This is a genomic window from Streptomyces sp. NBC_00464 (assembly GCF_036013915.1).
Lineage (GTDB): Bacteria > Actinomycetota > Actinomycetes > Streptomycetales > Streptomycetaceae > Streptomyces.
Map to the genome: position 1 here is coordinate 8,275,689 of NZ_CP107899.1, position 16,956 is coordinate 8,292,644.

General features: G+C 69.2%; 13 protein-coding genes and 1 pseudogene. 6 read left to right on the forward strand and 8 right to left on the reverse strand.

All coding sequences use genetic code 11. The annotated features are described in order from the left end of the window. Positions 1-606: 606 nt before the first annotated feature. The 3 genes and pseudogenes from OG912_RS36940 to OG912_RS36955 form a co-directional block, all read right to left on the reverse strand. Positions 607-2,070, reverse strand: coding sequence for a flavin-containing monooxygenase (locus OG912_RS36940; protein ID WP_327713157.1), 1,464 nt, complete (start codon positions 2,068-2,070; stop codon positions 607-609). Positions 2,071-2,647: 577 nt separating this feature from the next. Next, positions 2,648-2,704 (reverse strand): annotated as a pseudogene (locus OG912_RS36950) (LGFP repeat-containing protein); the annotation flags it as partial. A gap of 155 nt (positions 2,705-2,859) precedes the next feature. Next, positions 2,860-4,197, reverse strand: coding sequence for an aminotransferase-like domain-containing protein (locus tag OG912_RS36955; RefSeq protein WP_327713158.1), 1,338 nt, complete (start codon positions 4,195-4,197; stop codon positions 2,860-2,862). Positions 4,198-4,286: 89 nt separating this feature from the next. On the opposite strand from OG912_RS36955, the gene OG912_RS36960 reads away from it, so the two are divergent. Together OG912_RS36960 and OG912_RS36965 are read left to right on the forward strand one after the other, a co-directional pair. Then, positions 4,287-4,910, forward strand: coding sequence for a DJ-1/PfpI family protein (locus tag OG912_RS36960; RefSeq protein WP_326734085.1), 624 nt, complete (start codon positions 4,287-4,289; stop codon positions 4,908-4,910). A gap of 367 nt (positions 4,911-5,277) precedes the next feature. Continuing rightward, positions 5,278-5,640 (forward strand): hypothetical protein, encoded by a 363-nt coding sequence (locus OG912_RS36965; protein WP_327713159.1) that lies wholly within the window; start codon positions 5,278-5,280, stop codon positions 5,638-5,640. Positions 5,641-5,652: 12 nt separating this feature from the next. On the opposite strand, the gene OG912_RS36970 is transcribed toward OG912_RS36965, so the two are convergent. From OG912_RS36970 to OG912_RS36980, 3 genes are all read right to left on the reverse strand, one after another. After that, positions 5,653-7,362 carry a protein kinase domain-containing protein gene (locus OG912_RS36970; protein WP_327713161.1) on the reverse strand — a complete coding sequence of 570 codons (1,710 nt, stop codon included), beginning with the start codon at positions 7,360-7,362 and terminating at the stop codon, positions 5,653-5,655. Positions 7,363-7,414: 52 nt separating this feature from the next. Next, a complete protein-coding gene (locus tag OG912_RS36975; protein ID WP_327713162.1) occupies positions 7,415-7,555 on the reverse strand; it encodes a hypothetical protein in 141 nt (46 codons plus the stop codon). Between the two features lie 158 nt (positions 7,556-7,713). Continuing rightward, a complete protein-coding gene (locus OG912_RS36980) occupies positions 7,714-9,186 on the reverse strand; it encodes an MFS transporter (protein ID WP_327713163.1) in 1,473 nt (490 codons plus the stop codon). A 146-nt stretch (positions 9,187-9,332) separates the two neighbouring features. On the opposite strand from OG912_RS36980, the gene OG912_RS36985 reads away from it, so the two are divergent. The 3 genes from OG912_RS36985 to OG912_RS36995 all read left to right on the forward strand — a co-directional run bounded on the left by OG912_RS36985 (position 9,333) and on the right by OG912_RS36995 (position 11,159). Next, a complete protein-coding gene (locus OG912_RS36985) occupies positions 9,333-9,899 on the forward strand; it encodes a TetR/AcrR family transcriptional regulator (RefSeq protein ID WP_327713164.1) in 567 nt (188 codons plus the stop codon). Positions 9,900-10,183: 284 nt separating this feature from the next. Beyond that, positions 10,184-10,873, forward strand: a complete 690-nt coding sequence (locus OG912_RS36990; protein ID WP_327713165.1) for a DUF6000 family protein — start codon at positions 10,184-10,186, stop codon at positions 10,871-10,873. Further along, positions 10,860-11,159, forward strand: coding sequence for a winged helix-turn-helix transcriptional regulator (locus tag OG912_RS36995; RefSeq protein WP_327713166.1), 300 nt, complete (start codon positions 10,860-10,862; stop codon positions 11,157-11,159). The genes OG912_RS36990 and OG912_RS36995 overlap by 14 nt, the downstream gene beginning before the upstream one ends. 396 nt (positions 11,160-11,555) lie before the next feature. Here OG912_RS36995 and OG912_RS37000 read toward each other — a convergent pair whose 3' ends face one another. Both OG912_RS37000 and OG912_RS37005 read right to left on the reverse strand, forming a co-directional pair. Next, positions 11,556-14,768, reverse strand: coding sequence for an alpha-L-rhamnosidase (locus OG912_RS37000; protein ID WP_327713168.1), 3,213 nt, complete (start codon positions 14,766-14,768; stop codon positions 11,556-11,558). 587 nt (positions 14,769-15,355) lie between these two features. Beyond that, a complete protein-coding gene (locus OG912_RS37005) occupies positions 15,356-15,712 on the reverse strand; it encodes a MerR family transcriptional regulator (RefSeq protein WP_097289521.1) in 357 nt (118 codons plus the stop codon). A gap of 305 nt (positions 15,713-16,017) precedes the next feature. Here OG912_RS37005 and OG912_RS37010 point away from each other — a divergent pair, with 305 nt between their 5' ends. Beyond that, on the forward strand, positions 16,018-16,923 hold the full coding sequence (locus OG912_RS37010) for an NADP-dependent oxidoreductase (RefSeq protein ID WP_327713170.1): 906 nt from the start codon (positions 16,018-16,020) through the stop codon (positions 16,921-16,923). The last annotated feature ends 33 nt before the right edge of the window (positions 16,924-16,956 follow it).

The following is a 16,956-nucleotide window of genomic DNA, read 5'->3' on the forward strand; positions in this document are numbered from 1 at the left end:
GTTGGGCAAGAGGAGGAAAAGGGTCGCAGGGACGGGAATCCGTCCAGATCCACGAGAACCCTAGAGGTCGTCCACGGTGCGGGACCAAGGGAAACCGGTGACATTAACTCGATACGATGATCGCGTCCGCGCGATGTTTGGCCCGGTACCCACGGGATTGAGCCGCGCTCGACGGGGGCGTCCTGGTGACCGGGCGGAGCGGCTCCCGCGCGGCGCCGGTGAGCCGAGGGATGGCGCAAGCGCCCTACAGCCCGGACTGCCGCGGGGCAGTGGGCTCGGCACGGGGGACTGTCCGTGGCCGTCGTCCTCCGCAGCTAGCACGAACAGTCTCGCGGTACTACGTCGCAAACGCGACAGAGGTGAGTCCGACGACCTGGCCAGGTGTGAGATCAGCGATGGTGCCGCAGACGCGTGACGCGGACACCCCAGGCTGTCCGCAGTTCGTGCATCCAGAAGCGGGCGGTGTCCGTGACACTCACTCCGCTGACCGGCAGCGGGCAGACGTCTGGCCGGAGCGGCGGAGGGTCACCCGGCGAAGGAAGAGGAACGGGGGAGATCCTGGCGTCACTGATCGGCACCGATTGTGGGTCGGCACATGCCCTGCGTTCAGCTACCCGAACGCGATCGAGTCAGGCCCGCGTAGCGGTGCGCCACTCCACCGGGAAGCAGGTATTCGGCCAGCAGGTTGCCGGAGCGGCGAGATGGCAGCCCCATGTCGCGCAGAAGTTCGTCCGCGCAGTGGATGTCGTAGGGGCCGAAGTCGTAGCCGCCGGAGCCCGGCAGGACCTGCTCCTGCCAGGCCAGGCGAGCGTCGGTGTCCGCCCGCATCTCGTGCTCGCCCGGGGTGGTACGCAGTGTCGCCCGGAAATGGCTGGTCAGCCACTGCGCGGTGAGTTCCACGCCCATGATGTTGTTGAAGACCTGCCGGAACCCGACGAACCCCAGCCGGTCGACGCCGGGCGGCACGATGCCTCGGTAGAGCCGCAGACGCCCGTCGTCATCATGTACGCGCACGCTCGTGTCCAGGAACGGGAAGAGTCTTCGGTGCCCCGTGGCGAACACGATGACGTCCGCCGCCACTTCCTCGCCGGACGGCAGGAGCAGTCCCTTGTCGGTATACGCCTCGACCGCACTGACCTTGGCGGTGATCAGTCCACGGCGGACGGCCCGCGCGTAGCCGCGTGGCATCACTCCCGCGTGCGCCAGGTGGAAAGGGAGAGCGTGAGCGGGCCGTAGCTCCCGCGTCAGCCGGTACAGCCCGGTGGAGAACAACATGTCGCGGGTGATGAGCCACCAGAGAACCCGCTTGACCCGCTCGTCAAGCCGGTCGGGCAGAGATACGCAGGCCGGATCGTGATACCGGGGCAGGAGCGCCTCACCGAGCCGGGTGAACAGGATCCACTTGTATCCCACCAGACCGAGCAGAAGGCGCTCGGGGATCATCCAGTTCACCTTGCGCTGCACGATGGTGGCCGATGCCGCCTCGCCGGCGGCGCGGGTCACCAGGTCCAATGCGGACTTGCCGCCGCCCACGACGACCACGCGCCGTCCGGTGAACGTCCCGGCCCGAACCTTGTCGGAATGCAACACGGTCCCACGGAACAACTCACGCCCGGGCAGCCCGGGCAGTTGGGCATGATGATGGGCCCCACTGGCGACAACGACATAGTCGAATGTCTCGCGACGAACTTCCGCCTCCTTGTCACCGACAGGCCGGGAGCCGACCGACCAGCCGGAGGAGCCCATCCGTCCGGGCCCCTTCACCGGGCGGACCGAGATCACCTCGGTGCCGGGCCGGACGCGATTCAGTACGCCGAAGGCCTCGGCGTAGTGCTCCAGGTAGCGTTGCGTGGCTGCCGCGTCGGCGAAGTGCAAACGGTTGGGGAGGTCCGCGAACTCGAAGAGACGGAGCGCGGATTGACTGGCCAGCCCGTCGTAACAGCCCCTTGACGACCAGATCCCCCCGACCTGCTGGTACTTGTCGAAGACTGTGACGTCGAAACCGTTCTCCAGCAGCACCTTGGCGGCGACGATTCCCCCGGGGCCGGCCCCGACCACACACGCTCTCATCAGCTTTCACTCCCCGTGGGCGATTGCCGTGTCCAGCCCGCTCATCATCCCGGTCGCGGACCTCCATGCCCAGGGCGCCCTCCGGGCCGAACGGTGTATCCGGCCTCACTCATCGACGGTCACCGTTGCCCGCCGCGCGCCTGGGGGCATCCCTGACGCCTTCCGGAAGAACACCGAGAAGTTGGAGGTGCCGGGGAATCCGGGCGTGCCGGCGTAGTCGGCCGTGGTGTGGCGGTCGAGCATGAGGAGCCGTTCGGCTTCCAGGACGATCCGATCGGGATGTACGCCTTCGCGGTGCGGCCGGTGACCTGCTGCTGCACTGCTCCTGAGACAGTGCGGGGCGCATGTCCCGGAGCCTGGGCGGTCCTGCCCGGGCCCTGTCGCGGATCAGTCGAAGGCGACGCTGCGGTGGGCGACCGCACCCCCTGCCGGGGTCCATGTCACATGGCCGTGGTCGAAACGGTTCGCCCGGTTGTCCGGCGGGCCCGTCTCGCTCACTGACCGAGTACCCCAGGAATCCGTTCTCCCAGCCGGTGCTCGCCCACAGGTCGCGGATCGCGCCATGCACCTCGTGCGGGCCGGTGCGCGGAGTCCAGTAGATGGAGCCACCCTCGAAGTGGTTGTAGCGGCCCACTCCATCGGGAGTACTTCACCCAGGACACGGCCGAGCTCGGCGAACACGCTCCGGGTACGTATTCGTTCGCGGTCTGGGACCGTGTCTCAGGAGAGAAGCCCGTCCTGCCTCCTGCCTGACGCCGGGGAGCGGGCGGGAGGCGTACCCGTGTGAGTTCAGGCGTAGGCGTCCTCGACGGCGACTTGGTGCACCGTGCGCAGCGTCGACCGGAGACTGTCCAGATCGGTCGAGCCAAGTGCGAGGCGGATTGCCTGTGGTGTGTGCGTCGAGGTGGTGAACGGCTCCGCCGTGGTGACCGAGATGTGTCGGCGCGCGAGGGCGGCGGTCAGCCGGTCGGCGCGTGCGTCGTCGGGCAGCGGCAGCCAGGTGAAGTAGGACGAGGGGTGGCCGATGAGCGGGAGGCCCGCCAGCTCCTGCCTGACGAGTGCCTGGCGCGTCTTGGCGTCGTCTCGTTTCAGCGCTTCCAGGTGGTTCACCGTGCCGTCGTCGAGCCAGCGGCAGGCGATGGCGGTGGTGAGGGCGGGGGTGTTCCAGGTGGTCGCCCGGATGGCGCGTTCGAGCGAGGGCACCGCAGACGGCGGGGCGAGGACGAAGCCGACCCGCAGGCCGGTGGCGATGCTCTTGGACAGGCCCGAGACGTAGACGGTGATGTCCGGCGCGGTTGCGGCCAGGGGCGGTGGAGGGTCCTCGACCAGGTACGCGTATGAGGCGTCCTCGATGATGAGCGGACCGTACTGCCGAGCGATCCCGATCAGGCGGTTGCGCTCGGTTGTCGGCATGACCCAGCCCAGGGGGTTGTGCAGGGTGGGCATGGAGTAGACCGCGCGCACCGGGCGGGTCGCGCACAGCTTCTCCAGCGCATCGAGATCCGGCCCGTCGGTGGTGGTGGGGATGGGCTCCAGGTCGAGATGGAAGGCGTGCGCGAGCACCTTGAAACCCGGGTAGGTGAGTGCGTCGACCGCGACGACGTCGCCGGCGTTCAGCGTGGCCATGATGGTGATGGCCAGGCCGTGCTGGGCGCCGTTGGTGATGAGGATCTGATCCGCGGCGGCGCCGATTCCCCGGCATCCGAGGTGTCGTGCGACGGAGGCTCTGTCCTGTGGGCGCCCCCGGTGTGGTTGATAGCGCAGCAGCGAGTCGAGATCACCGGAGGTGGCCACCTCTCGCAGGGCCTGCCGCAGGAGATCGGCCTGGCCGGGCAGCGACGGGTAGTTGAAGTTGAGGTCGACCGCGTCTGTGGCGACGTCCTGCTGATCGATGCCGTGACCGGCGGGGACCGCGATGTCACGCACGAACGTGCCGCGGCCCTGTTCCCGGCTCACCAGACCCATCGCCTCCAACTCGGCGTACACCCGGGTCGCGGTCACCACGGCGATGCCCTCGCGGGCGGCGAGGGCGCGGTGGGTCGGCAGCCGCGCCCCCGGGGCGAGGCGCCCGGTCCGGATGTCGGATGCGAGCGCGTCGACCAGCTTTTTGTATCGCGAGGCTGCCATGCGCCGGATTGTATCCATGACAATTCTTTGACTGTCCTGCTTGCGGGTCCCTACCGTCGAGTCCCACTCATCCGGAAGGGACAGCCGCCGTGCACATTGCCATCCTCACCTTCGAGGGCTACAACGAGCTCGACTCCCTGATCGCGCTCGGTGTGCTCAACCGCATCAAGACCGATGACTGGCGCGTCACCATCGCGACCCCCGGCCCCAGGGTGACGTCGATGAACGGGGTGGTCATCGAGCAGATGTCCACTCTTGAGGAGGCATGCGCCGCGGACGCCGTCATCGTCGGCAGCGGCATCGCCACCCGCGAGGTCACCGAAGACCCGGCGATCATGAACGTCCTGCGGGGCCTGGACCCCTCGCGCCAGCTCATCGCGGCGCAGTGCTCCGGCGCGCTTGTGCTGGCCAGGCTCGGCCTGCTGGGCGGCATCGCCGCCTGCACCGACCTGACCACGAAGCCGTGGGTCGTCGCCGCCGGCGTCGAGGTCCTCCACCAGCCCTTCTACGCCAAGGACAACATCGCCACCGCCGGCGGCTGCCTGGCCTCGCACTACCTCGCGGCCTGGATCATCGCCCGCCTCGAGGGCAACGACGCAGCCGAAAGCGCGCTGCACTATGTCGCCCCGGTCGGCGAGAAGGAGGAGTACACCGAGCGCGCCTGGCGCAACATCGCTCCCTACCTGCCTGCTCCCGCACCGGCGCTCGGCTGACCAACCGGTCGCAAGCAGCGGCCCACCACGGTCCGCACCCGCCGACGACGACCTCGTCCAGGCCGGGGTAGCCGATCATCACCCCGGCCGGGTGTTGGGCCCTGCAGTCAACAATCACCCCGACGACACCTCCAGCACATGTTCAGCCACTCCTGCACCGGCTACCGGGCCCCAACAGCCCGGGGCGGTCCGTGCTCCGTGTCGTTCCCCGCCCGGATACGCCTTTCGCAGGTGATCGAGCTCCATCCGTTCAACGGGCACGACGGGAGGGCGGCCGAGGACATGAAGAAGGGCGTCGCCGCCTCCGAGCTGCGCTCCGGCGGCCCACGCGCCTTCGCGCCCGCCGTGGTCAACGGGGGTGAATGCCGTGAACAAGGTGAACGGCCGGGCCGCCATCGACGGTCAGGCAGTGGACTCCGTGTTCGCCTTCGACCTGACCGTGGTGACCGACGACCTGCCCCCGTACCGGATCGAGGTCCGTCACGCCCTCGACTGCCAGGGGCTGCTGCACAGTTCCAGGGCGGTGGTCGCGTACGACCCCGAGCAGCCCTGGCGGGTTGTCATCCCGAGCAGCCCGCCGCGCCAGTGGCTGGCCCGCGCGAACAGCCTCAACCCGCCGACGGCCGAGGTGAAGCCCCGCGTCGGCGCGGCGCCGGCCGGCCTTCGCGCACTGGTGTCGGGCGTGGTGATCGCGGCCGTGCTGCTGGTGCTGATGCGGGTGCTGGGCTGAGCCGCCGCGGGCTCAGCCGTTGCGAGGGTTCTTCTTGAGCACCTTGCCGTTGATGTCGGCCCGCAGATAGGCGCCGCCGTACTCGTCCGAGACGTAGACGCTGAGCGTCGGCTGGTAGTTGTCGAACGGGGAGGCCGGGTCGATGTCCACGTAGTGGGTGGTGGGCTCGGCGACGCCGAGCTCCTTGTCCGCCCGGCGGATCAGCCCCGGCAGGGCGTCCCAGTTGATCTTCTCAAGGTCCACGGACCTGGAGCCCGATATGAGGGTGCCGCCCGCCCGTTCCCGTGCGGCTTTGCCGTCCTGGTACGTGAAGACGTCGTACAGGGCTTTGTTCTTTGCGACCGGGGCCTCGACGCTCGCGTGCCCGTCGAACAACGTGAACGACGTGACCCTTGTGCTGCCCATCACCGGCTTGAGCGCCGCGATGACGGACCGTGCCCCGGCGGGCGTCAGTAGGTTCTCGGTGGGCGCCGCGGCCTTCTGCGGGCTCTCTGCCACCTCGGTGGGTGAGGGCCTGCCCGAGGCCGGAGCCGGGGAAGGGGTGCTGCCGGCCGTCTCCGCGTTCGAGTCGGGCATCAGCGACCACACCAGCACCCCGGTCAGGGCGGTTCCGGCGAGCGCGGTGAAGACGGCGACGGCACGACCCCGCTGGATCCGCCGACGTATCTCCTGGGTTCCCAGCGTGGCGGGTTGCGGACGCGGGGGAGCGGTGCCCGTTCCACGGCCGGGCGCGTCCGGGCGCCGCACGGGCGCGGCAGGCGGGACGGTAGTCGGGTCCGTCCGGCCGAAGCCGGGCGGCACCGCGTCCTGCCGGGCGGGCGCTTCTTGACGGGGAAGTACGCCGACCTGCGGTGTCGCGGGGCGCTGCCCGGCAGATCCGACCGGTTCGCTCACCGCCGCGAGCATCCGGTCCAGTTCCCCGGGATCGGGTCTGGCGGCCGTGTCCCGGGTCAGCAGCGCGTTCAGTACCGGAGCCAGCGGACCGGCCTTCGCGGGCGGCGGGATCTCCTCGTCCAGCACGGCCGCCAGCGTCGCCAGGGTGGTGGCCTTGCGCAGCGGGTGCCGGCCCTCCACAGCGACGTACATCATCATGCCGAGCGACCAGAAGTCCGACGAAGGATTGCCCTCCTGGCCGCGAATGCGCTCGGGCGCCATGAAGTCGGGGGAGCCGATGATGGAACCGGTCGCCGTCAGACTGGTGGACTCGCGGATCGCCGCAATGCCGAAGTCGGTGAGCACCGGGCTCCCGTCGGCCCGGAGCAGGACGTTGGCGGGCTTGACGTCGCGGTGCAGGATCCCGGCGGCATGGGCGGCCCGCAGCGCGGACAGCAACCCGCGGCCGAGCTCAGCGGCTTCGACCGGGGCGAGCGTTCCCTCGGCCAGCCGTTCCGCGAGCGAGGCGCCGGGCACCAGCTCCATCACGATCCACGGGTAGGTCCCGTCACCGCCGTCCACGATGTGGTGGACCGTGACGACTCCCGGGTGGTCGAGCCGGGCCAGCGCACGTGCCTCACGCAGCACCCGCTCGCGCAGCACGCGGGCCGACTCCGGATCGCTCTCGGCGAGCGCTGGGTCCGGGGGCCGCACCTCCTTCAGCGCCACATCACGGTGCAGCGCCAAGTCGTGGGCCCGCCAGACCATGCCCATCCCGCCGCTGCCGAGCCGGTCGACCAGCTCGAAGCGGTCGTCGATCACACGGCGCACAGACCCCCCAGCGTTCATGGAAAAAGAGTACGGGGCAGGTGGGCGGCAGCGCTCACCCACCCCGCACGCCTCACACGGTGCCGCTCGGTGTGAGCCTGACCGTCACGATCTGAAAGGGCCGCAGCCCCAGCCGGACCGCATCGCCCTCGACCCCCGCGATCTCGCCGGCAAGCTTCAGGGCGGTCACGACCACCGCGTCGTGGACCGACACCAGCGGGGCCGCCCCGGCGCTCCCCGGCGCTCGGGCAGCCTGAGAAGGGCCAACACTCCGGCGACGGAAGCGGAGGAACACAACTCCTCCGGCACGCCACGCCACTTCGGTCATGGTCGCCGGCCTCGCGCGTACCGCCATCCTGTCCGGACAGCTGATCAACGGCTGTTCGCGGGTGCCTCGTTCGAGGTGGTGACCGCAGCCGGCTCGGGGGAACGCTGCGGCGCTGCGGAGCCTTCCGCTGCCGGCTCGGACCTGCTCAGCCATAGGCCGGTGAACACGGCGGTGGCCAAGATGATGGTGCCGGCGGCGAGGAAGGCGCTGTTGAGGCCGGTCTCGAAGGAGGTGCCGCCGGATTGGCGGGCGCGGACGATGGCTCCGAGTACCGCGACGCCGAGCACCGCGCCGATCTGCCGGGTGGTGCTGCTGATGCCTGACGCGAGGCCGCCTTCCTGCGGGCTGACCGCTTGCATGGCGGCGCCTGTCAGTGGGGACAGGGTCAGGGCGAAGCCGATGCCGGCGAGTGCCAGCCGCCACCACACGTTCCCGTACCCGGTGTCGGCGTGCACCGTGCCGAGCGCCAGCAGTCCCAGTCCGGCCAGGGCCAGGCCGGTGGTCACCACGATGCGGAAGCCGTACCGGGCGGCGAGGCGGCCCGCGTACGGGCTGACGATCACCATGGCGAGGGACACCGGCAGGGCCTGCAGGCCGGCGCGCAGGATCGAGCTGCCCTGGACGTACACGAAGAACTGGGAGAAGAAGAACGACGAGCCCATGAGCGCGAACCCCACCACGACCATGGCGGTGTTGGACACGGTGAACAGGCGCTGGCGGAACAGCCGCAGCGGCAGCATCGGTGCGGAGCGACGCGCTTCGACGGCGAGGAAGGCGGCGAGGAGGATCACCCCCGCGGTGAAGCTGCCCAGGATGACCGGCGCCGTCCAGCCGCGGGCACCACCCTCGATCAGCCCGTAGGTCAGCGCCCCCACCGCCAGAACGGACAGCACCGTCCCCGGGACGTCGATCGCCGGGGCACCCGGATTGCAGGTCTCCTCAAGGCTGCGCGCACCGACCACCAGCAGGACCACGCCGATGGGCAGATTGACCAGGAAGATGGCGGGCCAGCCGAAGACATCCGTCAGCACGCCGCCGGCCACGGGGCCCACGGCCAGACCCAGTCCGCTGAACCCGGCCCACAGCCCGATCGCCTTGATCCGTTCCTGCGGCACGGGACAGGCGGCGACGAGCAGGGCCAGCGAGGCGGGACTCAGCGCCGCGGCCCCGACGCCCTGCAGCACCCTGCCGGCGACCAGCCAGCCGACCGAGGGGGCGAGGCTGCACATCACCGACGCGACGGTGAACACCGCCACGCCGGTCAGGTACACCCGCTTGCGGCCGAACCGGTCGGCGAAGACACCGCCGGACAGCAACAGCATGGCGACCAGCAGCACATACGCGTCAACGATCCACTGCAGACCGGTCAGCTGCGTGTGCAGCCGGTCCTGCATATCGGGCAGCGCCGCCCCGACGATCGAGTTGTCGAGCAGGACCATGAACTGGCCCAGGCAGGTCACCGTGAGCAACACGGCCCGGCTCGGTCCACTGCCTACGGGAGCAAGTGATGCGGCCAAGGGGATTCCTCTCCATCGTCGATGGCGCCTCTCCACGGCCGACAACGTCAGCTACTTGGCGCACTAACGCAGTCAGCGACTGCATTAAGCGACCATACAGAGGATCGCCCCACAAACGCAAGTAGTGACTGCGTTAAGCTGGGGCCATGAACGAAGGACAGCGAGCCCGACGGCCCGGCGGACGCAGCGCCCGTATCGGCGCGGACGTGCACCAGGCCGTCACCGACCTGATCAATGAGCGCGGCTACGGCAACTTCACCGTCGGAGAGGTCGCAGCCCGCGCAGGCGTGGCCGACAGCAGCATCTACCGCCGGTGGGGCAACCTGGAAAACCTGCTCACCGACGTGGCGCTCACCCGCCTCAACACACAGTCGCCGATGCCCGACACCGGGAGTCTCGCCGGCGACCTGCGCACCTACGCGCACCAAGTGGCCCGCGAGATCACCGGACCCGACGGCCTGTTGCTGGTGCGGCTGGCCGTCGCGCTGTCGAGTACGGGTCAGCAGGGGCTGCAGGCGCGTGACGCCTTCCGCGCCGAACGCACCCGGCAACTTCAGTCCATGCTCGATCGTGCCCGCGAACGCGGCGAGCACGCACCCGACGCGCTCGATGTGCTGGACCACATCATGGCCCCGATGTATATCCGCGTCCTCTTCGGTATGGTCCCGCTCACCCCGGGCTACATCGACGGGTTGGTCGACCGAATGCTGTGACCTCGCCCCGGTCCCCGGGATCAGCGCTCGGACGCGGTACCACGGCACCGTGAGGTGTTCGCCGGCGCGCGCCGGCCCGCTCGGCCCCGGCCCTTGGCCGGCTTACGCGGCCTGGCTGAATCCGTCGGAGGGCAGGCCGTTGCTGCGGATCGGGTGAAGCAGACGCCTGGTACGCGTTTTAGGCGTCGAGTTCTTCGGCGAGCTCGGGTGGAGTATTCGTCGAAGCGGCGGATGTGTTCGGTCAGTGGCCCGCATCTGCGGGCTTGTTGCGAGAGGATGGGGTGGTGATCCGCCACGACCCCGAGATGCAGGACTTGTTCCGCCGCTATTGCGCCCCCGCGCGGCGCTACCTGAAGCTTGGCGGAGCGGTACTGCATATGCCGCGTGAGAAGTACGAGCCGTTTGTTCATGCCCTCGCCGCTGACGCGAAGGCTGTTTCCGACGTCGAGCTCACCATCCTTCTCGAAGGCAGCTGGCGAGAGCGGCGCACCGCGGCGTGGCTCGCCGCCGTCTCGCGCCGTGACCACTTCCGTGAGCGTCTGGGAGCCCTGCTGCTGGAGAGTGAGGTTTGCTGCGCGGGCGGGGACTACTGCGTGGCGCTGGCGAGTTTCGGCACCGCACGGGACGCCGACCTGCTCGCCGCCTACCTGGATCGCTACCTTCGTCGGCCCGACCTGGCCTATGACCAGCCGACGGCCATGGGCGCCCTGGCGCACACCGACTCCGTGCTGCACGGCGACCGGGCCGGCCGCTTCCTCAAGGAGGGCGGCCTGTGGCGGCAGTGGTTCCAGGACGCGCGCCACATGCACGGCGATTCCGGCATCTCCGCCTACCTGGGCGGCATCCGCCTCGCCTGCGCCGTCGTCGACGAATGCGCCTGCATGCGTGAGGCCAGTTCCGGGTTGCGGTGCAGTGCTCGGAATAGGGCGAGTGGCTCATGCGGCACATCTGGAGGCATCCATGGCGGTACTTGATCTGCCCGGGCGGCGGTGGGCGATGCGCATCCTGTGGGAACTGAGCCAAGCGCCCGCCGGCTTCCGCGAGTTGCAGCGCCGATGCGAGCGTATGTCCTCCAGCGTGCTGACCACACGGCTCGACGAGCTGACCGGCGCCCGGCTGCTCACCTTGCACGAAGACGGCTACCACCTCACTCAGCTCGGGCAGGATCTCGTCGAGGTGCTGAGTCCGCTGGACGCCTGGAGCCGACGATGGGCAAGAGAGTCGGACACCGGCACGGCGGGCTTTTCCGGGCTGAAATGATCACTGCGCGGCTGGTGTGATCACGGCATCGACGACGTCCTGGATGGGCCCCGGATCCCGAACTGGAGCAGAGACACCACCCGCCACGAAGGGCGACGCATCTCATGGATCCGCCGGCCCGGACTCTACGTCGTCGTGGTCGAAGGCCTCGGTACGAGGCCGAACTCGCCATAGCCGACAGCCCGGTCATGCTCTGCCCCGTGCCTGGTGCGCCGGCTGTGAGGGCCGAATACGTGTACCACTCCCGGCGCGTCACGGTGCAGAACCGTGCTGTAGGACACGCGGGGTTTGGTACGAGCCGCACCTCACGATCTGCACCGCCGAGCCCGGGGACCGAACCGGCGACCGCGAGCGAGGCGGACGGCCGTTCATGTGCCCCAGGGCGACCTCACGTGCCTATTGCACGGTGAAGCGGTGGCTCCCCGAACCGACCCGGTACACCGCGCAGCCGTCCTCCTTGCGTACGAGCGTCGCACGCGTGTGGCTGACGGATTCCGGCGCGTCCGTGGGAACCCACACCTCGGCGGTCGTGTTGGGAGGCGTGGTGCACCTCAGGTCGATGCCGCCGGGCCGCTGCTCCCAGTCGGTGGAGACGGGGCCGTAGACCGAAGCGAACGTGGCGCGGGCGGACGTGACGTCGCCGCCCGGGCGAGGACGGATGACGATCTCACGGAAGCCCGGGCGCCCCGCCGAGATTCCGGCGATGTTCGTGTACATCCACTCGCCGACCGAGCCGTAGGCGTAGTGGTTGAAGGAGTTCATGTCCGGGGTCTGGAAACTGCCGTCCGGCTGGATGGAGTCCCAGCGTTCCCACATGGTGGTGGAGCCCTTGTCGATCTGGTAGCCCCAGCTGGGGAAGGAGCGTTGCTGGAGCAGGCGGTAGGCGACGTCGGTGTGCCCGGTCGCGGTGAGCACGGGCAGTAGACGGGGCGTTCCGAGGAAGCCCGTAGACAGATGCCAGTCCTTGGCCTCGATCAGCTCGATCAGCCGGTCGGCAGCTGCATCCCGCAGTGCATCGGGCAGCAGGCCCATCGACAGGGAGAGGACATACGCCGTCTGTGTATCGCCCTTGATCCTTCCTTCGGCGGCGACGTAGGCGGTCTGGAATGCCTTGCGTATGCGCCCGAAGAGGCCGAGGAAGGGCGCGGGGTCCTCATCCAGTTCTGCGGCTGTCCGGGCCGCGAGGTCGGCACTGTGGGCGAAGTAGGCGGTGGCGATGACATCTTTCGGCGTCTCGTCGGAGACATTCAGCCAGTCGCCATATCCGCCGGCCGGCCGCAGGAGGCCGTCGCTGTTCTTCTCCAGGTACTTCAGCCACGCCTGGATGGATGGCCAGGCATCCTTCAAGACCTGCCGGTCCCCGTATGCCTGGTACAGAGCCCAGGGGACCGTGACGCCCGCGTCGCCCCAGCCGGCGGCGCCGTTCCCGACGTTCCCGACGAGGGGCGCCACATCCGTGAAAGCACCCTCGGAGGTCTGCGCGTCCCGCAGGTCCACCAGCCACTTGGAGAGGAATCGGGCCGACTCCATCGTGTACGCGGCCGTCGGTGCGAAGACGTTGATGTCACCCGTCCACCCCAGACGCTCGTCGCGCGCCGGCGTGTCGGTCGGGATGGAGAGGAAGTTGCCTCGCTGTCCCCAAGTGATGTTGCTGTGGAGCTTGTTGAGCATCGGGACGTTGGTCTCGAACTCGAAGGTGAACGGGGCGGACGTATGCATGACGCGACCGGTCACGGCGTTGGCCGGGGGAGTGCCGGGCAGACCGGTCACCTCGACGTAGCGGAACCCGTGGAAGGTGAACCGCGGCTCGTACGTCTCCGCGCCGCCGCCCTTGAGGATGTAGGAGTCGGTTGCTGCGGCGCTGCGCAGATTCGCCGTGTAGAGGGTGCCGTCCGGATTGAGGACCTCGGCGTGCCGCAGACGCACGGTCGTTCCCGCCTCGCCCGCGACGCGCAGCCGCACCGAGCCGACCATGTTCTGGCCGAGGTCGAAGACGAAGACGCCCGGCGAGGGCTCGGTCACCTTCGTCGCGGGGAGTTCCTCGGCCACGCGGACCGGACCGTCCACCTGCGCGACGATCGGACCGGGAGCGGCGTCGCCCGCGCCGCGGACCTCGGACCAGGCCCGGTCGTCGAAGCCGGGTGAGGTCCAGCCGGCGGTCTCCTTGCGCGCGTCGTACGTTTCGCCGCTGAGCAGGTCAGCGGAGACGATCGGCCCGGACGCGGCCCGCCAGTCCGTGCCCGAGGCGATGCGCTGACTCGTTCCGTCGGTGAAGTCGACCTCCAACTGAGCCAACAGCGCCGGGCGTTCGCCGTACTGGTGCGGCCCGAACATGCCGACGTTGCCGGCGTACCAGCCCGGCGCCACGTATGCGCCGATGGCATTCGAGCCGGGCTGCAGGAGCGTGGTGACGTCGTACGTCTGGTACTGGACGCGCTCGCGATAGTCGGTCCAGCCGGGAGCCAGCTGATCTCGCCCCACGCGGCGACCGTTGAGATGGGCCTCGTACAGGCCGAGAGCCGTGGCGTACAGACGCGCTCGTGACACCTTCTTGCGCGGCAGCGTGAACTCGTGCCGCAACTGGTTGGCTGCGAAAGCCCCCGGAACGATCTTGCCCCATGGCCCGGCTCCCCAGGCGGCGGCCTCCTTGGCTGCCGGCCAGCCGCTGTCGTCGAAGTCGGGTCCGCGCCAGTTCTCGGCCGGCTCCTTGTCCGTCGACTTCCAGGACGCGTCGGTGACGATGCTCTGTTCTCCGGATGCCGTGTGGAGGCTGAGAGCGGCGATCAGGCCGGCCGCCCCCTCGCTCGCATTGGCCGCTGACACCGCGACGACGTTCTTCCCAGGAGTCAGCTGTGCGAGGACGTCCACGACTGCCGGATGGCGCCAGCCCTCGTGGTCGGTCGCCAGATCGGTGTGCGCGACCTCGGTGCCGTTCACGGAGATGGCGTACACGTTGTCCGCACTGATGGCGAGGGCTGCCGCGGTGAGCCCGTCCGGGACGTCGATGGTGCGGCGGAACCGCCGGGTGCCCGCCGGGGCGCTGTTGGCCGGATCACCCTCGGGGAACCAGATCCAGGCACTGCTCTCGAGCGATGGCGCGTCCGTGAGGGCCGGGGGAGCGGAGACCCATTCCGCGGACCACTGCGCGGGGTCCATGAGGCCGGTTTCCCACCACGAGGGCGTGCTCCAGCCGGACTCGCCGCCGGCCGTGTCCCACACCCGAACGGACCAGAAGTACCGTGTTCGCGGCTTGAGTTGAGGGCCCGCGTAGGCGACGAGGACCGATTCCCCAGATGTGACCCTGCCGCTGTCCCAGATGTCCGGGTGTGCCAGGTCCGACGCGGTGGAGGCGACGCGGACCTGATAGGCGCTCTGCTGCACGTTCGGCTCGTCCGAGGCGATCGGCCAGCTCAGCCGAGGGTGTTGCGCGTCGAGGCCCAGAGGGTGCTGGACGTACTCCACGGTCGGCGTGGTGACACGCGGTGCGCGGCGCTGCGTACGCGGCGCAGTACGTGTCGGCGCCGGTGCGGCCATGGCTGGTGCGACTCCGGCTGCTACGGCGCCCACCGTGGCAGCCGCGCTCGCCAGGATGTTCCTCCTGCTGATCACTTCGGCCCCTCACATAGAGTGGTGAATCGATTCACGGAGCGACGTAGCCGAACGTAGGGGCGGCCAAGGGAAGGGTCAATGGGTGTGTGGGGATTTTCTTGACGGAAGGTCGCAGAGCTTTTGCGACCCGACGTTCAGTCACCCTTGAGTAGCGCGGTCGATTGAACGGTTTCAATCAAGTCCGCGTGGGATCGACCGGTGCAACGCACTCGCAGCTCACCGGGGCGCCGGGTTTGGCGACAGCAGAGCGAGCTCGGCCGATGCCGGCTTCCCGCGCCACACGCTCCAGGCGGCTCCGGTAGTCCTCCGGCCATGCTTGATCACCTGGTGGCATGTTGTCCTTGCCTTGCATGTACCCGACGGATCCGACGATCCGATCTCGCGTGATGTCGGCGTGCCGCTGGGTTTCGGGTATCCCGCGTCCCAGGATGTGGTGCGGTGTCACCTCCTGGCGTCCCGCCGGCCACCACGGGACGTGACCGATCCCGTTGTTTCGACCGCCTCCGGATACGCCTGGGGTTTCTCGTGGCCGGCCAGCGTCCGGTGGATGCCGGACAGGTCGGGCCCCACCCCGTGCGACGGGTTGATCAGTCCTGCGCCACGTTCGCCGCGGTCACGTTCTCGATCACGCGGCCGAGTTTGGTCTTGGCCCGGGTCAGGTCCTGGATGCGTGCGGCGATGCGGTCGCGTTCGATGATGAGCTGGTCAAGCATGGCGGGGGTCGCAACGCCGGTGCTCACGCACGGCAGGAGTTCGACGACGGTACGGCTGGAGAGGCCGGCCGCGAAGAGGTCCTGGATGAGCTGGACCCGCTCCAGGGCTTCGTCGGGATAGTCACGCTGACCACCGGGCGTCCGCGCCGATTCCAGGAGCCGCTGTTCCTCGTAGTAGCGCAGGGCCCGCACGCTGACCCCTGACCGCCTGGCGAGCTGTCCGATGCGCATGGCGCAGATCACTCCCTTCCCGCTCATACCTCACGTTGACGTCAGGTTCAGGTTAGCAATACCGCTTCGGGGGCAGCCCTGGGGGCCGATCGAACCGTTGCCGGCACCGAGATCGATCACGTGACCCCTCGCAGTGGCGCAGGCTCCCGCGCTCACCCCCGCTGGCTCGGCGACCTCACCCATCGGCGCCTGTTCTCCTCCGGCCGCGGCAGTCGCGGCTTGCACCTCACGTCAACGTCAGGTTCTAGAGTGAAGAGCGTCGGATGAACACGTCATTCCGTCCCGTCAAAGTAAGGCAGGCCACTATGCGCGCAGCCCGGTTCCACGAATACGGCGGAGCGGAGAGCCTGGTGGTCGAGCAGGCCCCCGACCCCCACCCCGGAGTTGGTGAAATCCGTGTCCGCGTCGCAGCGGCCAGCGTCAATCCCATCGACTGGAAGCTACGCGCCGGCGCTCTGCACCAGCTGATTCCCCTGGAGCTGCCCGCCATTCCCGGGCGCGACGCCGCCGGTGTGGTCGACGAGATCGGTGACGGGGTGCAGGGGGTGAGCATCGGCGACCGTGTCTTCGGACTGGGCGGTGTCACCGGGGCGACCGCAGAGCTGCTCATTCTCTCGGCCTGGGCGCACACCCCCGCCAAGTGGAGCGACGAGCAGGCCGCTGGTGCCGGTCTCGCGTCAGTGACCGCGATGGGCGGACTGAACGCGCTGGGCTCCCTCGCGGGGCGCACCCTTCTCGTCGAGGGCGCCGCCGGAGGCGTGGGCAGCGCGGCGGTCGAGATCGCGGTAGCACAAGGCGCCACCGTGATCGGGACAGCCAGTGAACGCAACCACGAGTTCCTCACCGCACTCGGCGCCCTTCCCACCACCTACGGCCCCGGCCTCGGACAACGCCTCACCACCCTCGCTCCGCACGGCGTCGACATCGTGCTCGACACCGCGGCCTCCGGCTCCCTGGACGACCTCGTCGCGATCACAGGTGACCCGAAGCGCGTCGCGACGGTCGCCGACCACGCGGGTGGGCAGCGCCTGGGCACGCATGTGGTCAACGCGGAGAACGATTCCACTCTTCTGTCCGCGGCGGCGGAACTGGGCCGGCAAGGCCGCTACACATCCCGTATCGAACAGACCTACCCCCTGGAGCGGATTGCCGACGCCCACGCGCACTCCGAGCGCGGACGCACCCGAGGAAAGATCGTGATCTGCATCTGAACAGGCCGATCTGTATCTGAACGGGCCCACGAG